Source organism: uncultured Marivirga sp. (assembly GCF_963974845.1).
Classification (GTDB): domain Bacteria; phylum Bacteroidota; class Bacteroidia; order Cytophagales; family Cyclobacteriaceae; genus Marivirga; species Marivirga harenae.
Map to the genome: position 1 here is coordinate 506337 of NZ_CAXBEQ010000002.1, position 14583 is coordinate 520919.

Below are 14583 nucleotides of genomic sequence, written 5' to 3' on the forward strand. Positions count from 1 at the left end.
AAATTTGAATTATGACTATATTGAAAACCTCTCTTTTAATTCTATGCTTATTAACACCTGAATTTCTACTCGCCCAAAGCACAAATGTGGAATTTCATGTGAATATGAATGAGCAAATCACGCAAGGAAATTTCGATCCTAATGCAGACTTTGTTGATATAGCGGGTTCATTTAATTCATGGGGAGATCCAGGATTAGTTTTAAGTGATGATGATTCTGATGGGATTTATGTAGCTGAAGAAACATTTAGTATTGGACAACAAATTGAACTAAAAGCCAGAATCAATGGCAGCTGGGATGGAACTGAAGAGTTCCCTGGAGGCGGAGCTAATCGTATTTTCACAATTGAAGAAAATGCCGTGATAGCATTTTGGTATAATGATGAAGTCCCTAATGATGTCCTCCAAGTCGATATTTCTGCCTCTTCAAATTTTGCTATTCCTGGAGAGGTCATTCAATTTATTGACTTATCGAACGGAAGCCCTGTGGCATGGGAATGGAGTTTTGCTGGAGGGAATCCAAGCTCTAGCTCAGAACAAAATCCTATTATTAGCTATGCTAGTGAAGGTAGTTATGATGTTAGCTTGACTATTGAAAATGAAGAAGGGGAATCAGTAACAAAGACATTTGAAAATTTTATCACCATTGGAAATACAGATACCCATTGGTGGAATGAGATGGTCTTTTATGAAATTTTTGTCCGCAGTTTTTATGATGCTGATGGAGACGGAATAGGCGATTTTCAAGGATTAATTCAAAAACTGGATTATTTAAATGATGGAAATCCGACTACGCACAATGACTTAGGCATTAACGGAATATGGCTAATGCCTATTCATCAATCTCCAAGTTATCATGGATATGACGTAACTGACTACAGAGAAATTGAAAGCGATTACGGCACCAATGCCGACTTCAAGGAATTTATAGCGGAAGCCCACGATAGAGGTATCAAGGTAATTATTGACTACGTAATGAACCACAGCTCAAGCGAGCATCCATGGTTTAGAGATTCCAAAAACCCTTCAAATGAAAAAAGAGATTGGTATGTCTGGGAAGAAAACAATCCAGGAGGAAGTGGGCCTTGGGGACAAAATGTCTGGCACCAAAGCAGCGGAGATTATTATTACGGACTTTTTTGGGGCGGAATGCCAGATTTAAATTATGATAGCCCGGGCGTTAAGGAAGAGATGTTTGACATTTCTACCTACTGGTTGGAAGAAATGAATGTAGATGGTTTCCGTCTAGATGCCGTGAAATATATATATGAAACTGAAGAAGGTTTAGAGGACGTGGAAGAAACATTTCAGTTTTGGAAAGACTTTAGAACTCATTATAAGTCCATAAACCCGAACGCATTCTCAGTTGGGGAAGCATGGAGTTCTACCTATAAAGCAAGAGAATATGTTGGGAATGACGGTCTCGATTACGTCTTTGAATTTGACTTAGCTGGGAGTATCTTAAATGCTGTTAATAACGGGGATTCAGATGGCTTAATTTCAAAAACCGAAGAAGTTATGGGTAGTTATCCCTATCTACAATTCGGAACATTTTTAACCAATCATGATATGGACAGAGTGATGAATGTTCTCAATCAGGACGTTTCAAAAGCCAAATTGGGAGCTGAATTATTGTTGACTTTGCCTGGTATTCCTTATCTCTATTATGGAGAAGAAATCGGGATGTTGGGTCAAAAACCAGATGAAGATATCCGATTGCCAATGCAATGGAGCGATGCTCCGAATGCCGGGTTCACAACAGGAAGCCCTTGGAGAGCACCTGAATCGGATTATCCAGATAAAAATATTCAAAATCAACAAATTGACCCTGAATCACTTTGGGTAAAATATCAAGAGCTAATAGCTACACGAAATTCACAAATTGCGTTGCAAGCAGGCAATTACCGAACAGTCCAAAGCAATTCCTCAGATGTTTTCAGCTTTATCAGGCAAAAAGATGAGGAACAGATTTTGGTGGTTTCAAATTTGACTAATAATGAAACAAACAATATTAACCTTCAATTAAACAGTTCTAATTTATTAGCTGGGAATTATCAATTGACTGATTTGCTTAGTGGAAACCAAAAAGAAGTTACGGTCAGCGGAAATGGTGGAATTGATTTCAATTTGGAGGGCATGACTCCTCGAACTAGCCATATTTATAAATTTTTAACTTCCGAAAACTCAAGTACTGATGTTGAATTTATGGTGGATATGAGTCAATTAATTACTGAAGAAGCATTTGACCCTAACACTGAATCTGTTATTTTAATTTCAAGTGAAAATGGTTTCGGGTCTGAAAGTATAGAGTTAAACGAAACTGGCGAATCTGGAATTTATGCTGTTAAATTATCAGATATCACTATTGGTTCAGCTATTGAATTCAAATTTGGTATAAATAATCCTGAAAATGGAAGGGAAGAATTTCACGACAGTGATCAATATAGACTTTTCAGATTAAAGGAAGGAACAAATCAAGTATTGAATCAATATAATCAACTAGGAAGCACCGTTACTTCCAATGAGGAGAAAATAAAACCAGCTCAATCTCTTAGAATTTATCCAAATCCAGCTCAGAGGAATATCAATGTTGAAATTGAAAACCCTGGATTTTCAGCTTCAAAATATCAAATTATGGATGGAAAAGGAAGCATCAAATTAGAGGGAAAACTAACAAATGGTCATAAGCAAATCGACATCCGTAATCTCAAGGAAGGACTCTATTTTTTTCAAATTATTGGTGATAACAAGAGGATGATTCATAAATTATTAGTGGTTGATTAATTTATTTTCAAAACTATTTTTCCGGTATGTTCACTGCTTTCCATCAACTCATGGGCCTTGGAAGCTTCTGCCAGTGGAAAGGTTTTGAAAATAACAGGTTTAATTTCTCCTGATTCTATTTCCTGTTTTCCTCGGCATATTTTCAAAAGTAACTTTAAACGTTCTGAAAGTAGTATTTCTGTATTTTTGGTTGTCCCTGTTTACTGATTTTAGCAAAAAAGAGTAAATTTCTTAGCCTAAATGCTTCCTTTTTCTTTCATACTTTTTCCATTGATGAAAAAGTATGCAAAAAATCTAGGTAAAATGATGCTTCATCCCACAATGGCCATCGCCTGCCCGCCATTTTACCCTCCAACCCGCTTTTTCGCTTTCTGCGAAAGTAGGGGTGTTAGCCCTTAATAAAATTAAAAATTAATTCAGACATATTTTATCCTTGCTTTAGGCTCTTACAATGAATTTTTAATGTTTTTTTAATTTATTCATTACTTGCATTAACTTAGGTGTCCCGGTTAGGAAGACAGGAGGATGATTCATAAATTATTAGTGGTTGATTAATTTATTTTCAAAACTATTTTTCCGGTATGTTCACTGCTTTCCATCAACTCATGGGCCTTGGAAGCTTCTGCCAGTGGAAAGGTTTTGAAAATAACAGGTTTAATTTCTCCTGATTCTATTTTTGGCCAAATGTGTTTTTTAAGATTCTGAGCTATGGTTCTTTTAAATTCAGGAGAGCGAGCTCTTAAAGTCGATCCTGTTATGGTCAATCTTTTCACCATCACTTTTTTCATATTGATAGTGGACTCGGCATTTTTCATAGCATTTATAATCACCAATCTGCCTTCAGAGTTTAAGATGTTAATATTTTTGGCAGTATAATCTCCTCCCACCATATCCAAAATCACATCGACACTTTGTTTTTTATTTTTTAGATATTCTTCAAAATCTTGCCTTTTGTAATTGATAGCCAAATCAGCACCTAATTTTACCGCATAATCACATTTTTCATCTGTGCCTGCTGTGGTGAAAACCTTTCCGCCCATGCTTTTCACCATTTGAATAGCGGTTACACCTATACCTGATGTGCCACCATGCACTAAAAAGTTTTCTCCTTTTTGAAAATTTCCTCTATCAAACACATTTGACCAAACCGTGAAAAAAGTTTCCGGAAGCGATGCTCCTTCTACAAAACTCAATCCTTTGGGAATTGGTAAACACTGTACTGCAGGGGCGATAACTTCTGATGCATAGCCTCCGCCTGCCACCAAAGCACAAACCTTATCGCCAACTTTCCATTGCATCACATCATTTCCAACTTCCTTTATAATTCCTGCCACTTCCAATCCGGGAATATCATCGGGAGCATCTTCTGGAGCAGGATATCCACCCATCCTTTGGAAAACATCAGGTCGGTTTACACCTGAGGCTTTTACTTCTATCAAAACTTCATTGGGCTGAGGCCTTGGGCTATCTCTTTCCTCTAATTGAAGTACTTCTGGGCCTCCTGGACTTTTTATGATTATGGCTTGCATTCTATTTATATTTTTAGAATTGTATCTTTAATGTCGCTCCTACAGAGCTAATGAGTAATGGTTTAGGCATGGTTACCATATGCTAGCTCCTACGAAGCTTCTTTGCAGGTTATTACTATAGCTGGCTGATATAATTATTTACAACTTCTTTATAGTTTAAAAATCAAAACTGACCTATTCATAACTTAACCTGCCAAATTGAAACCCTAGCCAACTATTTCCCCATTGGGGTTAGAGGGCTAAAAAGGATACCCGATCCCGAAATTCCAATTGATATTTTCTTCCCTCCAAGCTTTATTTCCTAACTCAAAACGGTCTTGCCATTGGAAACCATCAGGGCCAGGTTTTCGAATTGGCGTGGCCACATCCAATCTGATTACGAAAAATTCAATATCCAATCTTAAACCAATTCCAGAGCCTATTGCCATTTCATTCATCCAATTGGAAGTGAATTGACCATTTCGCCCATCTTCATTTTTGAGCCATACATTTCCAGCATCTGTAAAAACAGCTCCCTTTAAATATGATACTAGTGGAAATCGGTATTCCAAATTGGCCTCTATTTTAATATCTCCCGCTTGGTCAAAAAAGCTAGAGCCACTAGTTCTATCATCGGTCTGGTAAGCTCCTGGCCCTAAACTCCTGATTCGAAAAGCACGGACAGAATTGGGACCTCCTGAAAAATATTGCTTTGAGTAAGGTAAACTAACTGAATTGCCGTATGGCAAACCAATCCCCACAAAAGCTCTACTTACAAAACGACTTTCTGTTCCAATACTTTGGTAGTTTCTGATATCAAAATCAAAGCGAGAAAATTGGGCATAGCTTTGACCCCAGAATTTTTTATTGTCTCCTGTTACACCTCCAACATTTTGAGCTAAAGCCAATGCATTTCCTGAAAAATCAGCGCTGAATGCAAAATAGAATCGGTTGCGCTTAATGTTTCTCACCAATTGGCTCCATTGAAAGCTGTAGTTCAAGCCCGGTATGAATTGTTGCTCAAAGCTTCTAGCCAAAAATGGATTACTCTCAAGTAATTCCTCAAAAGCCTCACTTTCATTCCCTAAATTAATGTAATTTATTGATATTGGATTTAAACTATGAGTAACGAAAATATTGGGATTCCATTCGAAACCATAAACTGCTAAGAACGAATTCAGATTAAACCATTGGGAACGATTTAATAGATCGTATGAGAGCTTAAACTTTGTTTTAGGAACGGAATACCTAAACTTCCCCGCAATTGGGAATGGAGAAATCATCCTGGGCACAATGAGTTCTCCCAAAACACCAGTTTCAAAGCTATTTAAACCGGTATTGACATCCCCTCCTGTCAACTGTGCTTCATAACCCACCTTTGTCGTTATTCTCAAGGCCTCTCCTCCTTTAAAAAGGTTTCGATTCAAATACTCAAAATTCAAATTTGGCCCCGCGAAATTATTGGACTTGCTAACGGCTTGGAGTTCAGAACGAAAAGACCTTTTACTTAACGGGGACAAGTATATATTGGCATTTAGCTTGCCTGTGTTATTCTCAATGGTACTATCTTCCTGATAACGAATATTTATAAATCGATAAGTTTTGAGAGAATTCAATCTCTTGTTAGTCCATTTTTCATTTTCTGGATCGTAATAATCACCTTCCCGGAAAAACAAATAAGGATAAAGTCGATCTGGCCTAAAAAATATTTCCGGTTGAATGAATTCCACTCCATTGATAACTGTCGTATCTGAGCCCATTCCTTCTTCAGATGTGTTTAGAGAATATTTAGGATATACCTTGATGTTTTTTATCTCAAATGGAACCAGAGCCAATTCTGAAACCTTGTCTTTAACACTTAGCTCTAAAATTGCCTCATTACTGCTTTCCGTATTAAGCGTATCCGCCTCAAAAATTAGATTATTAGAAGTAAAATAGTAATACCCATTGCGTTTTAGATAGTCTGCAATCTCAATCCTTGTTTCTTTTAATTTTTCTAAAGAAAAGGGAGTTCCACTTTCAATAGGGTTTTCCCTATCTAAATAATTCTGGATAAGGCTATCAACTTTATGTTCTCCAATTTTTTTAAACTCTACGGCCTGAATATGAATTCGGGCTCTTGGGGTGATTTCATATGCAATAAAGCCTGTGTTCTTATTTTCCTTAATTTGATATTCAATTTTGCTGTTGAAATACCCTAGGTTTTCCATCCGGTTCTTCATCAGCTTTTGTACATTATTGGTGTTTACCTTTCCCAATAAAACAGGCTTCTCTCCTATTTTCTTATTTACCCATTTAGCATAAAAACCCGCCTTATTGTTTTCAACTTTTTGATAAGCCCACAATCCCAAACGGATTCCAGCTATCTTCTCATTGGGCTTTGGGTTGTTTACTTCTTCTAAATCTTTAAGTATTTCCTTTTTGTACCTTGCATTTTCTACCTCTCTTACTTTTAGTTCACCACCACTGTATAGTCGTTCACCCTCCTGCAGATACTTGAAGGTTTGACAAGAATAGAAAGCTACTAAAGCCAAGCCTAATACTGCGATATTTAGAAAATATTTTCTCACTCTTCCTTGTCTTCTGTGTCGCTCCAAAGTTCATTAAATTCTTGAAAATCTTTACTGAATTGAATGGAGATTCCTGTAACAACTACTTGCCCGTCAATTAAACCTTCAAATTCGTTTTTTCTATAGCCTCTTAATTTATAACGTCCATCTTCTGTAAGTAAATACTCTACTAAAATATTCCCGATGATGTCGGTAGCTTGCTGTTGAGTCCTTTGTTGCCCTTCTAAATCCACTTGACTACCCACCTCTACTCTAAATCGGTCATTAAATAAGTTTTTACTTAGACTTACATCCAATTGCGTTCTGTCTTGGGCAGTTCCGCTTTGGTAATCTTCATACGAATTTAAATCCAGGTTCAGGTTTACACCTTTAACATACTGATTACTCAATTTATTCAATTGATTACTCAAAATCTGACTAGCACTGTTTCTTGCAATGGCTTCAGAATTTGGACCACCGCTACTACTGCCACTTGGAAAAAACTGATTTAAGACCAAAAGAGAAAATACTTGTTTGTTCAATCTAGTTTCATTGGAATTTATGACCTGGATTTGCTGATAAATGTTTCCACCTAGCGCTCCTCTACTTGCTTCTGGCATATCCAAACCGAATGAAATTTCTGGTTGCGTTAAATTACCGTCCACAAAAAGCTGCACTAAGAAAGGCAGTTTTTGTCTATACTGGGTTTTCACTTGAGCTGAAGAAGAAGATATTTGATCCTCCATAAGGGTATTTACAGGAGTTTCAGTCTTATATAGAGCCGTGATATCCAAACTAGCTTCATAAGGGTCGCCTGACCAGCTGATTCTGCTTCCAGATTCAATATCGAATCTACGTTTTACAAGGTCATAAAGACTCAACTGATAATAGCCGTTATTTACTTCCACATTTCCATTTAAGCTTATAGCGCCATTTTTTCTCAAAATGAAATTTAAATCCGTATCTCCTGAAACAGTTAAATAGTCGCCTCTTCGCTCATCCACTATTACTTTAAATTTGGCATTCTTATCCGTGTTAATAATAGCATTTATTTCAACGCCATCAATATCTGCACTTCTTTGCAGCTCTGCTTCCGCTGCGTTAATGGTATCAGAAGGTTCATATGGCTTTTTGAAAGTAACAATACCTTCTTGTTCGACTACATCCACTTCACTTTCGGGAATGATATAAACTAAGTCTGTCTTATCGTTCAGCCCTACTTTAGCCTGAATTTTAGGTTGATTTAATGTGCCAATCAAATCTATATCGGCATTAAAAAAAGCCTTTCCAAAGAATAAATCACTATTCTCTTTGGTCGTATTTAGCAATTGAAAATTTTCAGCTGATAGTTGGAGATTAAATTGTGGGTTTAGTAAATCTTGAGTGCTGACCTGTCCATTCAATTGCATTTTACTTTGCTGTTCATCTAATAAGGTGAAATTATTCAATTGAATTTTTTCATTCCTTAAAGTGATCTTTTCATTTGGTAGCTTATATGCCATATTCAAATAAGTGAAGTACAAAGACGCCTCCTGAAAATTGAGGTTTCCATCATATTCAAAATCTTCAGTATTTCCACTGAAATCAAAATGTCCTAAAATATTTCCACTTGCTTCCTGAATTAAGCCATCAGAAAAACTGGTTAAGAAAGGAAGGGAAACACTATCCATATCCAATTCAAAATTAAACTCAGGAATTTCAGGATTATTATCAAACCAGCCTTTGCTTCGAAGACTAACTTCTCCTTTGGAACTCAGATCAAATTGATAACGGTTTTCAGATTCTTGCTTTGCATTCACGGATAAATTGCCAACCTCTTCATTAAAAATACTTAGGCTATCCAAATTCAAAGATGCCGAAAAAGCCATAAGATTAGATAAATTTTCCAACTCGATCCCTCCTTTCAAAATAGCCTTTACTGGACTCTCTTCAGCATTGATGACAGCAAAAAAGTTTTCAATTTTAAAGTTTTCAAAATTGAGTTGCAGTGCCGTAATTTCATCTTTTAGCTCAGTTTTCAATTGAAATAATTGCTGATTTCGCTCAAAAATTAAATTTTGAATTTGCAAATTAGCCGTATCAAAATAAATTCTATTTTCAGGATTCATGTTCCAATGTTCCGCATTTAGAATTAAGTTCTTAGGCTCTAAAGACCAGAAAAGAGAATCTTCTATACGTTCTGCCAAGGCATCCACATGGAACAAACTGTCTGATGCGGCGTCTTCAACATAAACATTAAATAAAGCTTTTTGGGGAGTAATATCTGCCTTCAAAACACTAGGGTAAATATTTAAATCGCCAGAAGTAATCCGCTGAAAGTTCGTGTTGATGTGAAACTCCTTTTCTGAATTATTAACACTTATACTTAGACTATCCAAATCGATATCCTGATAATGGAAACGAGGAATTCTTAATTGAAAATCAACTATTTCCTTTGCGCTATTATAATTTCCAGTTGCAGTAATAGGATTAAAACTTATATCTAAAGGAAGGAAATCCAATAGATTTTGGCTTTCTTCCGCTGTCAAAGAAACGCTCATGAGCATCGGTCTTTCAGTAGTATCAACCTTGAAAATTCGAGCATTTTGAAATTTAGAGGCATCCAAATCAGCAATTGCCAATTGGTCAAAAGCATGGTTCATTTTTAAATCAAGAGCAATTTTCTCCCATCTAAGTTTAACATCAGCACTGTCTATTGCATTATAAGCTGTCAATTCTAACGGTGTAAAACTGATGGTTTGTAAAGGACTGGTCAAAATGGTCTCAGATAAATAGACTTTTAGCGATTGATGTAAACTATCCAATTCTACCTTTATACTGGCTTGGGTAGAAGCCCAAAGTGCGGTATCAGAGATATTGAGCGCAAGTAAATCGAGCTTGTTAAAATTGGCCTTTAGGTTTATTTTTTGCTGAATGGAATCAATTCTTCCATCGGCTGATAAATCAAAATCCGCAATGGAATCAGAATAATTACTACTAAATTCAAGTTGGTTTTTGACCAATGTGGCTGACATAGTTAACGTATCAAATTGGTTTGCCACATAACTGAAATTTCGAATACTCACTTCTGCTTCAGTTTCCATTTCACTTGGCACTAAGCCTTTTCCTTTAATGGCAATGTCAATATCTGCCGTATTAAAGTTTAAGCTGTCTTGCAACCACTTCGCCAATTCCAAATCGGATATTTTTATATCTGCCTGATAGCTTTCCGTCTGATTAGAATTAAAGTGGCCCTTCATTTTCAATTTACTTCTATCATCAATTTCAGCCAATATATTTGCCTTCATTCTCCCTGTTAAATAGCTCCCATTTCCTGTCAAATTAATTTTTTGCGGATAATGAGAAGGATAATCCTTTGGCATGAAATACTGAAAATCTGATACTTCACTTTTGATTTCTACGCTTTCCACAGTAGCAGATAGCTTCTCAGTATCTTGCCAGTTTTGCAGTTTGGCTTTCAGTGCCAATGATGTTTCATTTCCATATAATAATCGGAATTGTTGCAAATCAATTTGCTGATCACTTCCAGTTATTTTTCCGTAAAGCTTTGCCGGATATTTTGATAGCGCCAAAAGGCTACTATCCTGCTTTAATTCTGGAACGAAATAGAAAGCATCTTTTACTTCTAAAGTGGTTGGCAATTTCACGTCCAGCTTAAAATTGGTTTTGTAAAAGCTTCCTGCAAATAAGGAATCAATTGAGGCAAATTCAATATTAGCATCAGCATTCAGAACAGAATTGGAAGTCTCCACTCTAAAGTTGCTGAGATTTGCCGATTCGGAATTGAGATTGATTCCTCCACTCAGTTCTTTTAATTGGAAATTATTTCGGTCCAAAACCGAAAAGCTGAACTTTTCGATACCTAAATCTTGGGTTTTATATTTTGCATTTTTCAGGTGAAAATTAATGTCTTGAAATTGCATGTATGAGGGATCAAAACTAGACTTTCTTTTGCTTTGCCCTGTTGATTTAATATCTAATTCTTTCAATTCGAAATCAAAGGACTTGAGATCGATATTATAATCAGGGAATTCAAAGGGCGCAGAAGAACTATCAGTTTCTAACTCACTGGAATCAGCAGCTATGGGTAATCTCATTTGAAGTAAGCTGATCTTATTTTGAAAATTTTCTGCTCCTATTTCATTTCTCACTAAATCTACCGATGCATTTTTGATATCGAGCAAATCAATAACAGTTTCCAATTGAAGACTGTCAAATAGTGTTTCATACTTTAAATCAACGGCATTCAAATTCAACTGCTGAATAGTAATTTTTGGAAGCGTACTTTCAGAAGAGTCTTCTAGTGTTGGTGGGAAAACTTTTCCCTGCATATAGGCCCCCTGAACATTGGTGAGTTGAAAATCTTCAATATTAAAAATCAAACTATCAAGATCAAAGGCATCGAATGAAAGGTCTAGTTCATCTAGCGTCAATTCGGTGTTCATTTGCACGCTAATATCTTGATAGCTCACCGCAATATTTTCCAACAGAATATGGCGGACATTAATAGTAGTTGTGGAAGTCGTGTCGGCTTTAGGATTTTCCTCGCTTGAACTAGTTGAATCTGAATTTGCAAAAGCATCAATCAAAAACTGATAGTTAAAACTACTGTCAGCTGAATTATTGTGAACCCTACCTTTGATACCATTGAGTGCTAATTCTTTTACATCAACGTCTCCATCTAACAGAGGCTTCCAAGCCACATCTACTAAAATGGATTTGGCATAAATTAATGTGTCTTGAGATTCATCTTCCGCGTAAAGGCCTTCAATTTGAGCTGCTCCTAGGAAAGTAATGTACAACTTATTGATTTCAAACTTGGTTTGCGTTTTATCGCTCACATAGTTGGTAGCGTAGTTAGTGATTTTCTGTTGTACTGCCGGCAATCTTAATGACAGTATAAATGTCAGTAATAGCAATAGAATGCCCCCCAGAATATATAATATGATTTTGCCTGTTTTCTTCAATATATATATAAAAATACAATTTTAGTGAGTAATCTGACCTTATCCTAACGGAAGATGTGGGGAATTGATATTATTGACAGGAATAGGTTATAAGAAAACTAATTCAAAAAAGGAATTGCGAGGATTTTTCACTACATACTTTTCACAAACTATATCTTCGATTTTAGAAATTGTATTTTGGATCTTAATTTTAGTGGCAATGAAATATAAGTTCTAAATATGTAACTCCTCATCAGTTTTCTTAACTTGAATACAAAAATACATATATGGATTTAGGTGTAAATATAACCGGTGCTTATCATTCTTCATTTGGCAAGTTAGAAGGAGAAACTTTGTATTCTCTGTATGAAAAAGCAGCAAAGGGCGCTATCAAAGATGCGCAAATTGAGACTAAAGCTATTGACGGAGTTTTTGTAGGGAATTATAGTGGTGGTGCTTTCAACCAGCAAGAAAACATAGCTTCTTATGGTGTTAATGTTTTACCAGCATTGCGCCACAAGCCTATGTACAGAACTGAAACTGCTTGTTCATCTGGTTCATCAGCTATTCACATGGGGATTATGGCTATTAAATCGGGAATGATGAAGCGGGTTTTGGTGGTCGGAATAGAGAAAATGACGGATTTAGACATGTCAGGCGTAACCAAAGCTTTATCTCTGGCCACCTTCTGGCCTGATGAAGGAAGCCAATCCGTAACTGCTCCCTGCATGTTTGCTGATTTGGCAAAAGGCTGGATGAAAAAATACAATTATTCTGAAGAAAAACTCCGCCCGTGGTTGGCTCAAATTTCTGCTAAAGCTTATTCCAATGGAGCTGAAAACCCATTGGCACAATTGCAAAAGCCTAAATCGGCTGATGATATTTTGGCACTTCCTGATGAGAAAAACCCCATCATTAATGCCCCACTGCGATTACATGACTGTTCCCTTGTTTCCGATGGAGCATCCGCTTTGGTATTAGAAGAAGCCAGTGTAAGCAAAGGAAAAGGACTAGCCATCAAAAGTTTTTATAGTGCTAGCGACTATTTAGATAGTTTTGGTAAACATAAGTCTGACCACTTTTTGGAAGGCGCGTCATTTGCAGTCAAAAAAGCCTTAAAAGATGCTAACTTCTCCATTGAAGATATTGACATAGCAGAGGTACATGACTGCTTTACTATAACAGAGCTTTTGTTGTATAGCGCAATGGGCATTGCTCCTGCAGGTCGGGAATTTGAAGCAATAGAAAGTGGTAAAGTCTTTCCTGACGGAGATTTACCAGTAAATTTATCCGGAGGATTGAAAGCCAAAGGTCATCCCATTGGGGCAACTGGGGTTTCCATGCATGCTTATCTCTACAAACAATTAGTGCAAGAGGCATGGGGCCATCAAGCCAAAAATGCACAAACGGCTTTGGTGGTGAATATCGGAGGCTCGGGTACTAGTAATGCTGTTTCGGTTTTGGGTCGATAGATACACCATGTCTTGTCCTGAAATAGCTTTACACAAATAAAGCTAATCATGGGAATAAAATACAGCGAAAGTACAATTTATGAGATCTGTAGAAGGATAGACACAGGCGAGATCAGCTACAGCGATGCACAGAGAGAATATGGCGTAAAAAGTCAAGGTAGTATTGGTCCTTGGCTTAGAAAATATAGGGCAGGATTGCTACCTTGTATGGAAATGGGTAAATATGACGATTTATCGAAAGAAGAGCTCATAAAAGCTTTGGAAGAGTCCAATAAGCGTTTAGAAGCTTCTAATCTGCAAACAAAGGCTTATGAAGCCATCATTGAAGTAGCGGAAGAACGATTTAACATTGAAATCAGAAAAAAGTCTGGTACCAAGCCATCCAACGACTCCAAGAAAGAAAAGTAAAGGCCTCTACTTCAGAGTTATGTAGATTGTTTGGTAAAACGAGGCAAGCCTGGTATTACAAACAGCAACAAGATCAAAGTAAATCACAGGAGTATTTTATCATTTACCACATGGTAGAGATGATCCGAAATGACTTACCAAGAATTGGTACCAGAAAGTTATATCATATGCTTAAGCAGCAATTAGCTGCATATAATATTACAATCGGTAGAGATAAGCTCTTTGATTTATTAAGAGAATGGGGGTTGCTCATTAAGAAAAGAAGGAGAGCAACCTTGACCACTCATTCTCATCATTGGTTACGCAAATACCCAAATCTGATTGCTCAAAAACAGATTTATAAAAGCAATCAAGTGTGGGTTAGTGATATCACCTATATTCAAATAAAAAGAGATTTTGCTTATCTCAGTTTACTAACTGATGCGTATTCAAGGAAAATACTAGGATATTATCTGAGTGAGAACTTATCCAGAGAAGGTCCTATAAAAGCCTTAAAAATGGCCATAAAACAAAAAGGTAAATCATATGTGACTCATCATTCAGACAGAGGAATCCAATACTGTTGCAAAGGTTACATCGATATACTGCATGAAAGCTTTATTAGAATTAGTATGACAGAGAAGGGAAGCCCATACGAAAACGCCATAGCCGAAAGGGTAAACGGTATCTTAAAACACGAGTTTGCATGCAATCAAACTTTTACCTCTTTTAATAAGGCAAAAAACTTTATTGATAAAGCAATTAAAACCTATAATACTATTAGACCACATATGAGTTGCAGTTATTTAACACCCGATATTGCACATAAAACTGAAGAGATCATAACACGGAAATGGAAAAACTACTATAAAGAAAATGTAAAAGAATACTAGGACTATTCATCTTAGTAAAGTTATATTAGGACAATAATATAAAAC

Annotated in this window: 8 protein-coding genes; 4 read left to right on the top strand and 4 right to left on the bottom strand. The window is 36.5% G+C overall.

The genetic code is table 11. The annotated features are described in order from the left end of the window. Window positions 1–11: 11 nt before the first annotated feature. A complete protein-coding gene (locus AAC601_RS06720; RefSeq protein ID WP_340152844.1) occupies window positions 12–2783 on the top strand; it encodes an alpha-amylase family glycosyl hydrolase in 2772 nt (923 codons plus the stop codon). On the opposite strand, the gene AAC601_RS06725 is transcribed toward AAC601_RS06720, so the two are convergent. The 4 genes from AAC601_RS06725 to AAC601_RS06740 form a co-directional block, all read right to left on the bottom strand. Beyond that, window positions 2780–2929, bottom strand: a complete 150-nt coding sequence (locus AAC601_RS06725; RefSeq protein WP_340152845.1) for a zinc-binding dehydrogenase — start codon at window positions 2927–2929, stop codon at window positions 2780–2782. The two genes, AAC601_RS06720 and AAC601_RS06725, sit on opposite strands and share 4 nt — an antisense overlap. Before the next feature lie 405 nt (window positions 2930–3334). Next, on the bottom strand, window positions 3335–4312 hold the full coding sequence (locus AAC601_RS06730) for an NAD(P)H-quinone oxidoreductase (RefSeq protein WP_303271182.1): 978 nt from the start codon (window positions 4310–4312) through the stop codon (window positions 3335–3337). A 239-nt stretch (window positions 4313–4551) separates the two neighbouring features. Then, on the bottom strand, window positions 4552–6888 hold the full coding sequence (locus AAC601_RS06735; protein WP_340152846.1) for a BamA/TamA family outer membrane protein: 2337 nt from the start codon (window positions 6886–6888) through the stop codon (window positions 4552–4554). After that, entirely contained in the window at window positions 6858–11726 is a 4869-nt protein-coding gene (locus AAC601_RS06740) for a translocation/assembly module TamB domain-containing protein (RefSeq protein ID WP_340152847.1), read from the bottom strand. The genes AAC601_RS06735 and AAC601_RS06740 overlap by 31 nt, the downstream gene beginning before the upstream one ends. Before the next feature lie 347 nt (window positions 11727–12073). Between AAC601_RS06740 and AAC601_RS06745 the strand changes: the two genes are divergently transcribed. From AAC601_RS06745 to AAC601_RS06755, 3 genes are read left to right on the top strand one after another with little or no spacing between them, the layout of a single operon-like run. Next, window positions 12074–13258 (top strand): beta-ketoacyl synthase N-terminal-like domain-containing protein, encoded by a 1185-nt coding sequence (locus tag AAC601_RS06745; protein ID WP_303271187.1) that lies wholly within the window; start codon window positions 12074–12076, stop codon window positions 13256–13258. 48 nt (window positions 13259–13306) lie between these two features. Beyond that, window positions 13307–13666, top strand: a complete 360-nt coding sequence (locus AAC601_RS06750) for a hypothetical protein (protein ID WP_303271188.1) — start codon at window positions 13307–13309, stop codon at window positions 13664–13666. Between the two features lie 26 nt (window positions 13667–13692). Then, on the top strand, window positions 13693–14538 hold the full coding sequence (locus AAC601_RS06755) for an IS3 family transposase (RefSeq protein ID WP_340152848.1): 846 nt from the start codon (window positions 13693–13695) through the stop codon (window positions 14536–14538). The last annotated feature ends 45 nt before the right edge of the window (window positions 14539–14583 follow it).

What these genes read in the sequence shown, in the direction of transcription:
- AAC601_RS06720 (WP_340152844.1), top strand. Translation starts at nt 12, where the DNA reads ATGACTATATTGAAAACCTCTCTTTTAATTCTATGCTTATTAACACCT.
- AAC601_RS06730 (WP_303271182.1), bottom strand. Translation starts at nt 4,312, where the DNA reads ATGCAAGCCATAATCATAAAAAGTCCAGGAGGCCCAGAAGTACTTCAA.
- AAC601_RS06745 (WP_303271187.1), top strand. Translation starts at nt 12,074, where the DNA reads ATGGATTTAGGTGTAAATATAACCGGTGCTTATCATTCTTCATTTGGC.
- AAC601_RS06750 (WP_303271188.1), top strand. Translation starts at nt 13,307, where the DNA reads ATGGGAATAAAATACAGCGAAAGTACAATTTATGAGATCTGTAGAAGG.